Source organism: Staphylococcus auricularis (assembly GCF_001500315.1).
GTDB classification, from domain to species: Bacteria; Bacillota; Bacilli; order Staphylococcales; family Staphylococcaceae; genus Staphylococcus; species Staphylococcus auricularis.
The window spans coordinates 35,363-51,653 of sequence record NZ_LLER01000001.1; the positions used below are offsets into that span (position 1 = coordinate 35,363).

Consider the following 16,291-nt stretch of genomic DNA (forward strand, 5'->3'; position numbering starts at 1 on the left):
TATATGAAACATTTTATCCCAGCTTGGTATAGCCAGAAACGCTGGTGGGCGGATAAAGCAGAACCGTTTTACAACAAGCGGTTGGTGACCGAGTTTGATGATTTGATCAGCTTGATGAATATGCATCAAAAGCATCAGATTGATTTTGATATCTTGGTACTGAATTATTTTCCGGATTTAAGAACTTTTTTACATCGACATCAATTATTTGAAGCAAACTATTGGTCATTGTTTGATGAGATTCAAGGATTTTCACATCGGACACCTCAAGCGATTGATTATCGTCAATTACAGTGGCCGGCAGAGACCGAATTTGTGTTCACACCGTTTCTGATGAGAGGTGTGACAAGCCCTTCGACGTATACGAATATTTATTTTAATCAAGAGGGATATATCGTGTGGCTGGAGGATTTTGAAGGATTGAAAAAGCAGCGCCGGTATATCTTCGACGATCGCGGATGGTTGTCTGCGATTCGTAACTATGATGAAAACGGTCAGGATGTGAATCAGCAATATATGACGGCTGATGGAGACTGCATTTTAACGGAAGATTTAGTCACGAAACAGATCGTCGTGAGTGATAAGTATCGTCATCGCTTTGATCAAGCAGAATATGCGACGATGACGGAATTCATCCAAGCACAGTTCAAACATTATACTGCGAAACACTATCAGGTGGATGATGTCACAATCGCAGCTGCGGATGACCGTCATAATGCGCTGATTACTGAAAATATCGCACCGGAGCATTTGTGCTTTTCCATTTATAGTCAGCGTAATAAAGAACTAAATGATCAAACACTCGCCTCTGTACATAAAGGTCAGTACTGGTTGGTGGACCGTCAGGATCATGAAGCGGCATTGATGCTTTATCAATCGAAACATCATTTAGATAATCAGTTGATGCGTATTACGCCATTTGATGCGCAAGTGTTACCGAATATAAGTAGTCAATTGTACGAAACGTATATTGGGCTTTGGCTCGATGGATTGGTAGAACAAGATATGCAGCGCATCGTTACATCATTAACAGCCTATATTCAAGCACACGAAGGGTATCGGTTATTGTTACTGACCAAACATGATCAAAACGAAGTCTCTCCATGGTTAAAAGAGCACATCAAGATTATCAATGACAAATATAACGAAGTGGAACCGGATGATGAGGGTGTAAATCAACTCGTAGCTGAGGATGAAGATTATGTGAAATTGCTGGAGCTCCAACACGTGCCTTTCGAGATGGATTTATTCGAAGTTGTTTCTAAATTGAGAATTGTCATCGACTTAAATCAAGAACCAGATTTATTCCTACAAATTTGTAGTATCAGTGCTGGATTGCCACAGATTAATCAGCGTGAAACGGAGTATGTAACGCACGATAAGAATGGCAAGATTATTTCCTCTGAAGTAGAAATGATTGCGGCTTTAGATTATTTCTTAGACCACTTAAAACATTGGAATTACTCATTTGCTTATTCGATCAAATTAGTCGACGAATATGCTTCAGAACAGATTATTGATCAGTTAGATCGTTTGATTGAAGGTGAAATGCATGGCGCGTAAATTTAAAGCACTCCAAATAGGTGGCAGAGATTTAGAAGCCGAGTTTGCGCACAAAAAGAGTTTAGAATGGGATTATTTTGACACGGATTTATTCACATTTGATAGTGGATATATGGACATTTTGGACAAGGTCATTGAGTCGGTTAAAGCATTTGATTTTGTCTATGTGGAAGCGCCGTATTCTGAAGATTTGATGCGTGTGTTACGTCGTGTAACTACACCTTATACGACGCACGTTGATCAACACTATTGGGATGCGCAGTTTGAAGCGGATGAGTTCGTGCGTACACAATTGATTCGACCGTTTCGTTATGAAGATGAAGCCGATCGCATCGAAAAGTTACATGCGGTGACATTTCCCGGGCAATATGGAGACCGAATTTCTCCTAGATATGCCCAGGTCAATCCGAACTTCAACGGAACCGCGCACTATAACGGGAATTATCGACTTGTCGTCAGTGGTGATTTTGGAGAAACATTGCAACCCATTGTCACTTGGAAAATGAATCTCGTATACGATAAAGACAAAGTCATTCAAGTATGGCCGGAGTTTAACATTGAAGGGGAAGTTTCACTAACCTTTACTTTCAGACTAATGATGGGTGGTTCAATCGATGCACCGATGGAAGAGATTGTGTTGACAGATAAGGAACTAGAAACACCACTTGAGATCAGTAGAAAGCCTGATGATGCGATCATCAGTGTTTCCGTGAAAGCGCGAGGGCAAGGCACGATACACTTTGGTGCACTCCACAAACGTTGGTCAAGACTCGAATATGGTCAACATATCTTAGGTGGTAGCCGCTTTGTGGATGACCGAAAAGAAGAATTAATGTATTACTTTAACCCTGGGGATTTGAAACCGCCGTTGAACGTTTACTTTAGTGGTTATCGTCCTGCAGAAGGATTCGAAGCTTTCTTCCTCATGAGTAAACTTGATGCACCGTTTTTACTGATTAGCGATCCACGTTTAGAAGGTGGCGCGTTCTATATCGGATCCGACATGTACGAACAAGGCGTGAAGGATATTATTCAACAGTCACTAGAGCGTCTAAGTTTTGCGGATCATGAATTAATTTTATCAGGATTGTCGATGGGATCGTTCGGTGCCTTGTATTATGGTGCCCAGCTGAATCCATCAGCGATTATTGTCGGGAAACCATTATTAAGCCTTGGTACGGTGGCAGATAATATGAAACTGTTGCGACCAGAGGACTTTGGAACTGCCAATGATTTATTAGTGGCCAATGAAGGCGGCATGACGGAGGAACATATTCATCATTTAGATAGAAAGTTCTGGGATATGATTGAAACGGCCGATGTGCAACAGACGACGTTTGCGATTGCGTACATGCAGCACGATGACTACGATCCGCGGGCATTCCCAGAGTTATTACCGATACTCAGTGCACAACATGCGAAGGTGATGAGCCGTGGTGTGCCAGGGCGACATAATGATGATACACCAACGATTACCAGTTGGTTTGTCAATTTCTATCACCTGATTCTTGAAAGTCAGTTTGGGAGAGTTAAGTATGACAACAAAGCATGATTTTACCATTACATGGCAACAAGTGAACAAGTCGACGTTTATGTACGGTACCCAATTGGACTTTACCGATGCGGAGACAATTTTTGAAAATCCATTGATGCCGTCTGGGATTGTCATTCATGATTGGGCGATGACGAACGATTATACGAGTGACAAGTCTGTGCCGACGTTGCCTATTTTAAAACGAGAAAGCACATATCATATCGAGTTTGATTACGATGTCACACCCGATACAGGCATCTACTTTAAACTGGTCTTTTACCGAAAAAATGGGACGGAGTTAGATGCGAAGATCATCCAGACACATGCCTATGACTTTACGTATCCTAAAGCAGCGTATACGTATGAAATCCAAATGATTAACTCGGCTGCGCAGCACTTAACGTCTCGTCAATTCACAATCACTGAGGTGACAGAGGTTCCTACGATTGAGGAAACAGTCGTTTGTCGCTTTTCAGAGGTGATGAATGAGCGTCCTGAGTTAAACGTGCGGAATATCATTTTTGTAGAACCTGTCACGCAAGTGCTTGGCTTATTACAAGATGCGATTCGGAATGTGCACAACGTGATCTTGGTGGAGGACTGGCATGAGGAACTCAGTACTAATCCAACCTCTGTAGAACTATTGATTCACAAACTTCAACCACTCGCTGAGGAAAATGAACTGAACTTAATTGGATTTGGGGCAGCTTCGAATGCTTTAGTTGAAAGTATCGCGCAAGTCGTGCCTTGCAGAGGGTTGATCACAGATGACCAAGATGCGGCATTCCTACAACAGCTTCAGTCATTCATCGAGCCTCAAGTGTTACCGACACCAAGTCCGTGTTATGTATATCATCATGCGGACGCACTCGCTAAACAACATGTGGCGCCGTTACTTAATCCTACGCGTCACTTACAATATTTGGATGTAACGATGCTGAATCGTGGAGGTTATCATGAAACAACAGATTAATACAACGATTAATAACATGAGATTGCGTCGATTGCAGAAGAAACTCGATCAGATTAACAGGCTAGGCGAAACGTTTGTGACATATTCCAATCAGGCGTTGAAAGCGATGACGAAGGAATTTAAGAAACGGTTGAATAAGCCGCGTGAGTCCCTCGATACCATCCTACCTGAAGCGTATGCCGTGGTACGTGAAGCGAGTCGCCGTGTCTTAGGGATGTATCCGAAAGATGTCCAAGTGCTCGGTGCCATCGTCTTACATGAAGGCAATATTGCGGAAATGCAGACGGGTGAAGGGAAGACGTTAACGGCAACAATGCCACTTTATTTGAACGCATTGACGGGAAAAGGGGCGTATCTCATCACGACGAATGATTACTTAGCCGGTCGTGACTACGAAGAGATGAAGCCACTCTATGAATGGTTAGGCTTAACGACGTCCCTCGGTTTTGTCGATATTCCAGATTATGAGTACCAGAAAAACGAAAAAGCGATGCTCTACAAGCACGATATCGTCTATACGACAAACGGACGACTTGGCTTTGATTATCTCATCGACAATTTAGCAGACAGTATCGAAGGGAAGTTTTTACCGAAACTCAATTACGGCATCATCGATGAAGTCGATTCAATTATTTTAGATGCGGCACAAACACCGCTCGTGATTTCAGGTGCACCAAGGGTTCAGTCCAATCTTTTCCACATCGTTAAAACGTTTGTTGAAACATTGGAAAAGGACATTCATTTTAAAGTGAAAAAGGCTAAAAAAGAAATTTGGTTAACAGAAGCAGGGATTGAAGCGGCGAATCAATACTTTAATGTCTCAGATATTTATGACGAACCTTATTTCGATCTCGCGCGTAATATTAATCTCGCTTTGCGCGCACATCATTTATTCGAGTCTAATTTAGACTACTTTGTCTATAATGGTGAGGTCGTGCTCATCGACCGTATCACGGGACGTATGTTGCCGGGGACGAAGCTACAATCAGGCTTGCATCAAGCGATTGAAGCGAAAGAACAGATCGACATTTCGTTAGATATGAGCGTCATGGCGACGATTACGTTCCAGAATCTATTCAAACAATTTGAAGATTTTGCGGGAATGACCGGTACGGGTAAAATGGACGAACCTGAATTCTTTAATCTGTACTCAAAGATTGTCATCCAGATTCCAACCGATCGACCGGTGCAACGGATCGACTATGATGACCGTGTGTTTAAGACCGAAGCGGATAAAAACCAAGCCATTATTGATAAAGTACAGGAGCTTCATGCGCAAAAACGTCCGATTCTACTTATTACGCGGACAGCTGAAGCAGCAGAAAAGTTCTCGAGTACATTGTTTAAAATGGATATTCCAAATAACTTGTTAATCGCACAAAATGTGGCGAAGGAAGCACAAATGATTGCAGAAGCAGGTCAACTGGCAGCTGTGACGGTTGCGACAAGTATGGCGGGACGTGGTACAGACATTAAACTACATCCCGAAGTTCAAGATTTAGGCGGCCTTGCGGTGATTATCAATGAACATATGGAAAATAGTCATGTCGATCGCCAATTACGTGGCCGTTCAGGACGACAAGGTGACCCAGGGATGTCTCAAATTTACATTTCACTCGAAGATTATCTCGTTAAACGGTGGGGCGACGATAAGCTCACGGAAAATGAACGCTTAACGGCGATGGATGCGGATCGTTTAGAATCGAGTGGGGTCTTTAAACGTCGCGTCAAGCACATTGTTAAGAAAGCGCAACGTTTATCCGAAGAACAAGGTATGAATGCGCGTGAAATGGCCAATGATTATGAGAAGAGTATCAGTTTACAGCGTGAACTGATTTATGATGAACGTGATCGCGTATTGAATTTGGAACATATCGATGAAATCGAGTTCGATACGTTAGCGAAGGAAGTCTTCCGCCGGGATTACATTCAAGCAGAACCGTTGACGCCACGGACTTTAACCGAATATATTTATCGCAATATCAGTTTCCAATTTGATCAAGATTTATCGACACTCGATATTTCAGACCATCATGCGGTGATTCAATTTTTACTGGACTTGTTTAAATCACAATTAGAAACGCAGCGACAAACGATTAATGATCCGTATTTTTACCAGCGCTTCCTGCAAAAAACGATACTCAAATCGATCGATACCACATGGATAGACCAGGTCGATCATTTACAACAACTAAAAGCAAGTGTGAGAAATAGACAGAATGGGCAACGCAATGCGATCTTTGAATATCATAAAGTCGCGTTAGAATCCTATGAAGTCATGTGTAATAAAATTAAGGGAAATATCATACGAAACTTGAGTCAAAGTATGGCGACGTTCGATAAAGACGGCGATCTCGTAATTCATTTCCCATAAAACGATGAGGTGTTCAGAGTGACAATTTATAATATTAACTTCGGCATCGGCTGGGCAAGTAGTGGGGTAGAGTATGCACAAGCCTATCGAGCGAAACTGTTACGTCAGACGACAGAAGATGCGAAGTTTATCTTTTTAGATTTTATTCAGTCGGAAAATATCCAAACGCTCACGAGCAATATGGGATTTAAAGACGATGAAATCATTTGGTTATACCAATACTTTAGCGATATTAAAATCGCACCAACGACGTATACGATTGATGATATTAAACGTGAGCTTGGTGAAACTGTGTTTGAAGAAGAACATGATGGTAAGGTGAAGCGGTTATATTATCGCAATGAGAATTCTTTCGTAACGTGTTATTTACAACATCCAGAGAAAGATATCGTTGACCGTGCAGAATTTGTCATTAACGGTATGCTTGTACGTAAGGATTTCTATAGCTATGTGCGTGTATTCTCAGAATACTACGCACCACATAACGATGTTGCGAAACTCTACATGAGACAGTTTTATAATGAGGATGGCTCGATTGTCTACAATGAGTATATCGATGGCGAGGATAGCTTTTACGCGTTTCCGGATGCAAAACTCTACAGTAAACCAGAATTTGTGGCATACTTTATCGATCAACTCGGTCTGACGTCAGACGACATTCTAATATTGGACCGTTCGACAGATGTAGCACAAGCCGTGCTCCAACATAAAGGCGACAGTCAGCTGGGTGTCGTGGTTCATGCCGAACACTATAGTGAAAATGCGACCAACGAAGAACATGTGCTGTGGAATAACTATTATGAATATCAGTTTAACAACGCGGACGAATTTGATTTCTTCATTACAGCGACAGAGCGTCAAAACCAAATCATGCGTGAACAGTTTGAACAATATTACGGCTACGTCCCACCGATTTATACGATTCCAGTAGGCAATCTCCATCAATTAACGAAACCAAAAGCTGAGCGCAAACCGTATTCAATGGTGAGTGCGTCTCGTCTTGCGAGTGAGAAACATATTGACTGGCTCGTTCGTGCAGCCATTTTAGCGAAAAAGGAAGTGCCTGAGCTTACCTTTGATATTTATGGAGAAGGTGGTGAGAGAAGTATGATTGCAGAGATTATTAAAGAGCATGAAGCAGAGGATTATATCCGCTTACTCGGACACGTGAATTTAGATGAGGTTTACGTGAATTATGATTTATTCGTCTCTGCCTCAACGAGTGAAGGATTTGGACTGACGTTGATGGAAGCAGTGGGTTCAGGCTTAGGTATGCTGGGCTTCGATGTGAACTACGGTAACCCGACGTTTATTCGTGACGGGAAAAATGGCTATATCGTTCCAATCGATCAGCAACAAGATGAGTTAGAGGATCTCGTGCAACGTCTGTCTGAACATATGGTGCGTTACTTTAACGATGGTCCTAGTAAACCACATCAAGCGTCTTATGACATTGCGAAACCGTTTAAGACGGAAAACATCGTGAAACAATGGCAAAATTTAATAGAAGAGGTGCGACATGATTAATTTATTTGAACAGTTTGATGCACAGACCCAAATCCTGTATAGCACACTGAAAGAAGCGGGTCATGAAGATAAGACAATCGTTCTTGAAGACGACGGCTTTTTACCTGATGAGGTCTCTTCACCGTATCGCGTTTTTGCGGATTATCGCATCCCGAATCGTCAACGTCCGATTTACTTTAATGAGGTTGAAATACCTCGTTTTTGGGAGATCACAGGTAGTAATGATCACGCCCAGATTTTAGATATGAGTGAAAAAAGAGCGAATATCCTTTACCGCCCTCATTTTAAATCGAGAGTGGTGAGTGAAGTTGAGTGGTTAGATAAGGCGGGGCGTCTACGCTTCGTCGACCACTATACGAAACAAGGGATTCTTTATGCGCAAACCGTATATGATTTAAGTGGCAAGGCTATCTTGAAAAAATATATGGATCAACAAGGAAAAGAAGTGCTCTATGAAAACTATGTGACGCAAGACATTGTGCTCGATTGGCAAGGAAAGTCATACTTCTTTGACTCGAAGGTTGCGTTTATTACGTTTTATATAGAAGCGATGGGTATCGATAACGAGCAGTTTACGATCAACTCACTCGCAACGTCCTTTGCGGTATTGTATAACATGGATGACCCAGGTCATGACGTGTTGTACTGGCAAGAATCATGCGAGGGTAACACCCCTGGCAATATGGAATTAATCTTTGAAGGTGGCGTACCACGTGAGTTTGATGTCATCGTCCCAGAACAAGCGGAATACGAGGTCATTAAGCAACATACTGATTCATCTGCACACAAGAAACTCCATCGTGGTGGTTATGTTTATCACTATCACAAGCAAGACAACTACAATAAAGAAATTTTGACGATGACGAACTCAGACCAAATCGCTTATCTTGAAGAGACAGTGAAAGCATGTCCGGACTACACGTTCCACATCGGTGCAGTGACTGAAATGTCTCCGAAACTGTTGCGCTTAGGACAATACAACAATGTGAAACTGTTCCCAGCGATCGATTTAGATACTGCAGCACAGCTATTTAAACGATGCGATATTTATTTAGACATCAATCATGGTGGCGAAATCTTAAATGCAGTGGAAGAAGCCTATTTACATGACATGTTAATCATAGGTTATGAAGCGACAGCACATAATCGAGTGAAGACGGCACCTGAGCTGTTGTTCCCACTTGAAGATCAACCGGATCGTTTGATTAAAGTGTTATATGAAATTGGTCATGATCAAGCGCAGTTTAAAGATTACCTTTCACTACAAAAAGATCATGCGAATGCAGTGACACGAAGAAAATTCAATACCGTGTTAAATCAAGTGTTTAAGAAAACCAAAACGAAACGCAAACCACGTAAACGTTCAAAATAAAATGAAATCATACGTATTTTATAAAAAGTTATAAATAAAAAACGGACTGGTAAGACAAACTGAACTCTGCCGTATAAGCTGAGTCATTTTCAAATCTTATCAGTCCGTTTTATTTGGTATATTGTTTTATTCCAACACATAGTTTTTTTTATAATGCTTTGGCTTTTTATTATATTCGTCTTTTAAAACAGGTTCTCCGGTCACTCTATTATCGTCATCAATTGAATAAGTATATATGTTATATGGCTCATCTTTAAAAGTTACTTCTAGATCATTATAACCTGTATTAAAAGTGAAAATATTTTCTTCACTTTCGACTTTAGCATCCCAACCTTTTTGTTTGAAGACATGATGAACTCTATATCGAACTTTTGCCTCTTCATGTTCTTGGTACATGTGCATGTTGATAGCAACTAACGTAATCAATATGATCACGATGATAACTACAGAAAATAAAATTTTTAATACTTTTTTCATCTCAACCTCCTTAAAAATAAAATTTGATTTTTTATTAATATTATCGGTTATTACGATATACCTATAAATGTAAAAATACAAGTGAGAGGTGAAATGACATAAAAAATGATTCGTTAGGTTATTATGTGGCGTAATTTTAACTACTGGAAGTGTTAACGCTGAAACTGATAGTTCAACAAGTACTCATTCTTTGAAAAAGCTCCAAGATGAAGGCACTGTATCCAAATCAATTACAGAAGAGTAGTGGAGACAAATCCAAGAGAGATCGTACAGAAAAAGAAGAATTTGGACGTACAGCTGAACAAGAATGGCAGGAACAACAAAAATAAGAGCAATCCGATGAAGAAAGTCGATCGGGAAAAAGAAATTTCATTATAAAATCAAAAAGAGTAGGAACTTATATCAGAGGCTAATTTTAAAGAAATATTGATTACTATAATAGTGAAAGAATTAAAAGGCTTGTCTCCTAAAAGTTATAGGGAACAAACCTCTGAAATTAAATAATACTATAATACAACGTTTAAGGTTCAGCACATAGTAAAGGGAGGATTATTTAGTATACTTCATTATTCCAACACATAGGATTTTTTATAATGCTTTGGCTTTTTATTATATTCGTCTTTTAAAACAGGATGTCCCTTCACTTTATTATCTTCATCAATAAAATAGGTATACGTATTATAAGGTTCATCTTTAAAAGTCACGTATAAAAAGTTATGACCCGTATTGAAAGTGAAAATATTTTCTTCACTTTCGACTTTATCATCCCACCCTTTTTGTTTGAGGACATGATGAACTCTATCTCGAACTTTTGCCTCTTCATGTTCTTGGTACATGTGCATGTCGATAGCAACTAATATAATAAATATAATCACAATGATGACCACAGAAAATAAAATTTTTAATACTTTTTTCATCTCAACCTCCTTAAAAATAAAATTTGATTTTTTATTAATATTATCGTTTATTACGATATACTTATAAATGTAAAAATACAAGTGAGAGGTGAAATGATAAGCGATGCGCACACCTATAAAAACCCCTTATGTGATGACAACATTCATACATAAGGGGTTTAAATGACTGATTAGTGCATGACGGTTTCAAAAAATCGGCACGTTCATGTCTAATATAATTACATTTCTTAAATTAAGCTTTCCATCAGAATGACAAGTTTGAATTAATCTAGTGACCGCTGCTTCAATCGCATCTTTTGCGGGTTGAATAATGCTTTGTGGTTCATAAAGTGATGGGTCATTATCTAATACTTCACGCAATTTTTGAGCCCAAGCTTTTTTGACTTCGGTATTAAAATTGATTTTCGCGTGTCCTAACTGAATCGCATGGGTCAAATCGTCATCACCAAGTGGCACCGTGTAAAGCAAGGGGCACTTGTACTGCGTCATTGATTTCAGACATTAAGTCGAAACCTAATTTCGGTTCGCCTTTGTACTCTCCGTGGGCAGAACCTAACGCAGGTGCGATGACATCGGCTTGAGCTTCGTTTACTAAACGTAGACAATCTTCTAGACGTGCGTATTTCACTTCGCCTTCGATGCCGTCTTCCTGACCACCGACACCACCGATTTCTCCTTCAACCGCAATCCCTTGTGGGTGTGCAGCTTCAACGACTTCGCTTGTATACTTCACATTATCGTCGATGCTTAATTTTGAACCATCAAACATCACAGAGTCATAGCCTGCTTCAACCGCCTGTTTACAGTGATCAACGGATAAGCTGTGATCTAAATGAATCATCGCAGGAATATCGATATCCATCGTTTGAATCGTTTGTTTAATTGTTTGCGCGATGAAGTGATATCCGCCAAATGCATCAATTAGTTTATCAGACGTTGCGATAATGATGGGAGAACGCATTGACATTGCAGCTTTTAAAATCGGTTCAATCCACATTGCGTCGTTAATGTTGATTTGTGGCACAGCGTAGTGATTGGCTTTCGCTTCTTGTAACATTTCGTTATAAGTCATCCCATGACCTCCTCATTTATTTCTCTATATCACCATATTAACAGCTAAGATCAATCCAAGTCGGATGACTGAAATGGCTGATTCTAATAATGTCCATGTTAAGAACGTTTCTTTCATAGATAAGCCGAAGTACTCTTTAAACATCCAGAACCCGGCATCGTTCACGTGAGAACAGAACACACTACCAGCACCAATCGCTAACACGACAAGTGAAATATTGACGTCGACAGATTGTAGTAGTGGTAAAACAATACCAACTGAAGAAATAGCTGAAACAGTTGTAGAACCGAGTGCAACACGTAAGATGGCTGCCGCTAACCATGCTAGGATAATCGGTGACATTTCTGTACCGTGGAACAGTTCAGAAATCGTATCGCCTACACCGCCATCGATCAGTACTTGTTTAAAGGTACCGCCACCACCGATGATGAGTAATAACATCGCAATCGGTGTAATCGCGTTGGCTACCGTATCCATGATGTCAGATACTTTTTGTTTACGACGAATGCCCATCGTATAAATCGCAAATAACACCGCGATGAGCATGGCTGTTGTAGAAGATCCGATAAAGTAGATGAATCCTTCGAGTCCTGATGCTTTACCGTCTTCATTCCCAGTGATGAGTTGAACAACAGTAGAAAATAACATCAGAATGACTGGACTTAAGGCAGTGAGTAAACTGATACCGAAACCTGGCGTGCTACCGTTGCTGAGGGCACTTGCTTCTTCTAAATCTTCCTGTTTACCTTCTTTGGTGAAGGCTGAAGGCGCAAGACGGTATGCTATTTTAGGGAACAACCAACCGACGATGATCGCGATTGGAATACCGATAATAATGCCGTAGAGTAACACGTGACCAATATTGGCTTTTACTGCTTGTGAAATCGCAACCGGTCCAGGATGGGGTGGTAAGAACCCATGTGTGATGGCGATAGATGTAGCCATTGGTAGACCGACTTTCAGATTAGACACGTTCAGTTTTTTCGCTAATGTAAAGACAAGGGGTAAGAGTAACACGAATGCGACCTCTAAGAAGAGTGAAATTCCGATGATGAAGGACGCAATGAGCATCGCCCATGTGACGTATTTTTCACCAAATTTATCGATGAGCTTTTCAGCGATTTTCGTCGCACCGCCACCGTCTGATAGTAATTTACCTAGGATTGAACCAAGGCCAAAGATGATCGCGATATGCCCTAATGTATCGCCCATCCCTTTTTCAATCGTATCGACAATTTTGTCGAGTGGCATGCCTAGAATGATACCCGTGACCATAGATGTAATGATTAATGCGATAAATGTGTTGAGTTTAAATACCATGATTAAGACGAGCAATAACAGCACGCCAATGACGACGCCAACCAGTGGCCAAATCGTTTCCATATGAATGACTCCCTTCGCTTATATGATTAACTGTTGAGTTGATAAACTTCTGTTAACGTTTCAACTTCACCGACGTTACCTGGGAAAATCACGTATGGCATATGGTCGTATTTAACCTCGTCTCCTGTTAACCATACAGGCACCCCTTTAGTGATTTGACCGATGACTTCGGCTTTTTTAATGTTGAGTCCTTTAGTTGCGACATCACTTGAAGTGATACCGCCTTTTGCGATGATGAAGTTAGGACGGATGGTAAGTAATTTAATAATCCGCACTAAGCTGTTTGAAATTTGAGTTGAAATGTTTAAGTTATGTTTTAAATCGTCTGTTTTGATGACATCACGTGAGGTATAAACGACGACATCTTCCCCGTTTGAGATGTGTTGTTCGACTTGTTGTTTGACTTGTTGAATATACGTATCTAACGTCGTTTTCGTCACTTGTTTCACGTCAAACTCAATCGGTTGAATGTCCGCATGTTCGATGAGGTGAGACAGTTGTGATGATGATTTTTTTACGTGTGAGCCGACGATGATGACGCCACCATTGTCATTTTTCTTATAATCTTTCAAGTTGATGATTTCACCAGGTGTCGTACAAATAGATTTGACGAATGAAGCGGCACTGCGGAAAATGAATTTTTTATCATGTCCTTTTAAATAAGCCGTTAAGCATGCCGTAAAGTAATCCATATCTTCATCGTTTAATGCATCGACAACGACCGCATCGAGATTTTGTAGTGCATCAAAGATGTCGAAAATCGCTTGTTGGTCGCGATTGTGTAGCTGTTCAAGCGTGACATGATAAACATCTTCTGATTTGATGTCACCGTTACTTTTTTCTTCGATAAAATCGGCCATCGTAGTGGATTTGAAACCGAACGTCGTATCATTCGCAAATTCGCTATCCGCCACTGGAATGTAGTCATCGCCTTCTTTTAAATAGTGTGTGCCTTCATAAGTGTAGCGATCACCTTCGAAAAAGGCAGGTAAGTAAAAGACTGCATCGAACGGTTGGTCTGCTGCATCGCTTAACACTTTAGGTTCTAAGTAGAAGTGCCCACGTAATGTAGAGTCACCGCGACTGATAATGAGGTACGGTTTGTCGAGTTTGTTTGATACGGTTTGGACATTTTCACTGATGGTTTTATGTAGTTCTGTCGTTTCTGTGTCATTCAATGCACGTGAATTCGTTAAGATGTAAAATATGTTGTTGGATTGTTTGAATGCATCTTCTAAACTTTCTTCTGTCCATTCAGTGTAGACAGGTAAGTCTTTCACGGTTTGTGTACCTGTTGGATCGTCATCGAGCACGACGATTTTGTAGTCCAGACTGTTTAAATTTTTATCAAATTGATCATTGATTTGTTTATCTATTAAAGCTTGATCTAACATGAATAATCACCTACATATTATTGATATTTTCAAAGTATTTGATAATGCCTGCTTGGTCGTTAATGCCGTGACCTTGATTAACTTCAGATTTGAAGATTTCTTTCACTTGGTTGGCGAGTGGGAGAGAGAGTCCAACTGTATCAGCAGTAGAGATGACATTTTTAAGGTCTTTCAAGTTGATGTTCAATGTACCGCCTGCTTTGTAATCTTGTTCGATCATTTTAGGTAATTTGGCTTCCATTGCGGCAGAACCTGCTAAACCGTGTCTGATCGCTTCAAACATTTCGTTGAGGTCGATATCAAATTTTTTCGCTAAAATGACAGCTTCAGATAACGCTGCGATGTTCGTATTGACGATGATTTGGTTAGCGAGTTTCACGACGCTACCTGATCCCACGTCACCGACACGAATGACAGATCCAGCTATCGGATCAAGGACTGCTTTCACTTCATCTAAATCCGCTTGATCGCAACCGACCATGACGGATAATTCACCAGAGATGGCCAACGGTTCACCACCACTAACAGGTGCATCGACATATTTGATTTGCTTTTGTTCGAGCACTTTGCTGATTTCGAGTGATTCATTCGGTGTGAGTGAACTTGTATCAATGACGGATTTGATGTTGATGAAATCCTTGTTCATGATGGCATCTTCGCCACTATAGAGCACAGATTTTACAATTGCGCCATTCGGAAGTGATAGAATTAAATGTTCTGCATTTTTTGCGATATCTTCAATACTGACAGCTTCAGCGCCTTTATTTGCGAGTTCCTGTTCTGCTTCTTTATTAACATCGTTAACTAAAACGGTATGATTTGCGTTAAGAAAATGGGTAGCCATGGGTTTTCCCATGATACCTAAACCAATAAATCCAATCTTCATATTTATACCTCCATCTGTAAGCGTTTACAGTATATTGTATACTAAAATTCGATAAATGTATACATTTTAATACTGAAAAATTTATAGTAGTATAATGGCAAGGAGTTGAAAAGGGCGATGAGCGAAGGGTTGACCATCTATCAAAAAATTAGAAACGATATTATTTCCGGGGAAATTACTCAAGACGAAAAACTCACTGAGGCAAAGTTAGCTGAAAAGTATCAAGTGAGTCGTACACCAGTGAGAGAAGCGATCAAACAGTTAGAGATGGAGTATTTTATTAAAGATGCCCACGTTTTTATTCCTACGAGTGAAGAATATCGAGATATCTTTGAAATGCGTATTTTGTTGGAAACACATGCGTTGAGAAAGGCGTGTATCGTGTACACAGAAGCGGATTTAGAGGAATTAAAACGTTACACGGAAGTCGATATAGAACAAGAAGATGAGGCAACGATTATTAAGACGAATGATTTGTTTCACCAAAAAATCATGAAAGCGACACATAATCCGTTTATTATTGATACGTATCAAAAATTAAGCAGCTATATTTATTTGTTTAGTAAAACAGTCATTAACAAACGACGCCCGGGTCTCATTGAAGAACATCGTGCGATTGTCGATGCGTTATTTGAACGACAACATGAGCGCGCAATTCAATTGTTAGAAGACCATCTAACGAAAGACTTGGAGTTCAGTTTATACTATTTGCCCTCGTCAAAACGATAATTGTGGCGTTTGTCATAGCCAAAAATTAAAAAGAGTAGGATGACGCACTCACATAAGCGAAGTGAGTTGACGCGATCCTACTCTTTTTTA

The 16,291-nt window shown here is 40.3% G+C and carries 15 protein-coding genes; 8 read left to right on the top strand and 7 right to left on the bottom strand.

What is annotated here, in order from left to right; all coding sequences use genetic code 11:
- Window positions 1-3 precede the first annotated feature (3 nt).
- Genes asp1 through gtfB form a run of 6 tightly spaced genes read left to right on the top strand, consistent with a single transcriptional unit; the run spans window position 4 to window position 9,343 of the window.
- On the top strand, window positions 4-1,563 hold the full coding sequence (gene asp1 / locus APS80_RS00160) for an accessory Sec system protein Asp1 (protein ID WP_059106264.1): 1,560 nt from the start codon (window positions 4-6) through the stop codon (window positions 1,561-1,563).
- Window positions 1,553-3,115, top strand: coding sequence for an accessory Sec system protein Asp2 (gene asp2, locus APS80_RS00165; protein WP_059106265.1), 1,563 nt, complete (start codon window positions 1,553-1,555; stop codon window positions 3,113-3,115). Before asp1 ends, asp2 begins: the two co-directional genes overlap by 11 nt.
- Complete coding sequence (asp3, locus tag APS80_RS00170; RefSeq protein ID WP_059106266.1) at window positions 3,099-4,070, top strand: accessory Sec system protein Asp3; 972 nt, start codon at window positions 3,099-3,101, stop codon at window positions 4,068-4,070. Before asp2 ends, asp3 begins: the two co-directional genes overlap by 17 nt.
- Entirely contained in the window at window positions 4,054-6,444 is a 2,391-nt protein-coding gene (gene secA2 / locus APS80_RS00175) for an accessory Sec system translocase SecA2 (RefSeq protein WP_059106267.1), read from the top strand. Before asp3 ends, secA2 begins: the two co-directional genes overlap by 17 nt.
- Before the next feature lie 18 nt (window positions 6,445-6,462).
- Window positions 6,463-7,971: an accessory Sec system glycosyltransferase GtfA gene (gene gtfA / locus APS80_RS00180; RefSeq protein ID WP_059106268.1), complete on the top strand. Its 1,509-nt coding sequence runs from the start codon at window positions 6,463-6,465 to the stop codon at window positions 7,969-7,971.
- Window positions 7,964-9,343 carry an accessory Sec system glycosylation chaperone GtfB gene (gene gtfB, locus APS80_RS00185; protein WP_059106269.1) on the top strand — a complete coding sequence of 460 codons (1,380 nt, stop codon included), beginning with the start codon at window positions 7,964-7,966 and terminating at the stop codon, window positions 9,341-9,343. The genes gtfA and gtfB overlap by 8 nt, the downstream gene beginning before the upstream one ends.
- 126 nt (window positions 9,344-9,469) lie before the next feature.
- On the opposite strand, the gene APS80_RS00190 is transcribed toward gtfB, so the two are convergent.
- Window positions 9,470-9,820, bottom strand: coding sequence for a DUF3139 domain-containing protein (locus APS80_RS00190; protein ID WP_059106270.1), 351 nt, complete (start codon window positions 9,818-9,820; stop codon window positions 9,470-9,472).
- A gap of 206 nt (window positions 9,821-10,026) precedes the next feature.
- Here APS80_RS00190 and APS80_RS11080 point away from each other — a divergent pair, with 206 nt between their 5' ends.
- Entirely contained in the window at window positions 10,027-10,149 is a 123-nt protein-coding gene (locus tag APS80_RS11080) for a hypothetical protein (RefSeq protein WP_258026025.1), read from the top strand.
- Window positions 10,150-10,386: 237 nt separating this feature from the next.
- Here the strand turns inward: APS80_RS11080 and APS80_RS00195 are convergent, their stop codons facing one another.
- The 6 genes from APS80_RS00195 to APS80_RS00220 all read right to left on the bottom strand — a co-directional run bounded on the left by APS80_RS00195 (window position 10,387) and on the right by APS80_RS00220 (window position 15,472).
- Entirely contained in the window at window positions 10,387-10,737 is a 351-nt protein-coding gene (locus APS80_RS00195) for a DUF3139 domain-containing protein (protein ID WP_059106271.1), read from the bottom strand.
- Between the two features lie 186 nt (window positions 10,738-10,923).
- The gene (locus tag APS80_RS00200) at window positions 10,924-11,193 is read right to left on the bottom strand and encodes a class II fructose-bisphosphate aldolase (RefSeq protein WP_169791239.1); all 270 of its coding nucleotides are present in this window, start codon (window positions 11,191-11,193) and stop codon (window positions 10,924-10,926) included.
- Window positions 11,180-11,809, bottom strand: a complete 630-nt coding sequence (locus APS80_RS00205; RefSeq protein WP_059106273.1) for a ketose-bisphosphate aldolase — start codon at window positions 11,807-11,809, stop codon at window positions 11,180-11,182. The genes APS80_RS00200 and APS80_RS00205 overlap by 14 nt, the downstream gene beginning before the upstream one ends.
- 24 nt (window positions 11,810-11,833) lie before the next feature.
- The gene (locus APS80_RS00210; RefSeq protein ID WP_059106274.1) at window positions 11,834-13,192 is read right to left on the bottom strand and encodes a gluconate:H+ symporter; all 1,359 of its coding nucleotides are present in this window, start codon (window positions 13,190-13,192) and stop codon (window positions 11,834-11,836) included.
- A gap of 26 nt (window positions 13,193-13,218) precedes the next feature.
- The gene (locus APS80_RS00215) at window positions 13,219-14,586 is read right to left on the bottom strand and encodes a four-carbon acid sugar kinase family protein (RefSeq protein WP_059106275.1); all 1,368 of its coding nucleotides are present in this window, start codon (window positions 14,584-14,586) and stop codon (window positions 13,219-13,221) included.
- A 10-nt stretch (window positions 14,587-14,596) separates the two neighbouring features.
- Window positions 14,597-15,472, bottom strand: a complete 876-nt coding sequence (locus tag APS80_RS00220) for an NAD(P)-binding domain-containing protein (protein ID WP_059106276.1) — start codon at window positions 15,470-15,472, stop codon at window positions 14,597-14,599.
- Window positions 15,473-15,589: 117 nt separating this feature from the next.
- Between APS80_RS00220 and APS80_RS00225 the strand changes: the two genes are divergently transcribed.
- Window positions 15,590-16,201, top strand: a complete 612-nt coding sequence (locus APS80_RS00225; protein ID WP_059106277.1) for a GntR family transcriptional regulator — start codon at window positions 15,590-15,592, stop codon at window positions 16,199-16,201.
- The last annotated feature ends 90 nt before the right edge of the window (window positions 16,202-16,291 follow it).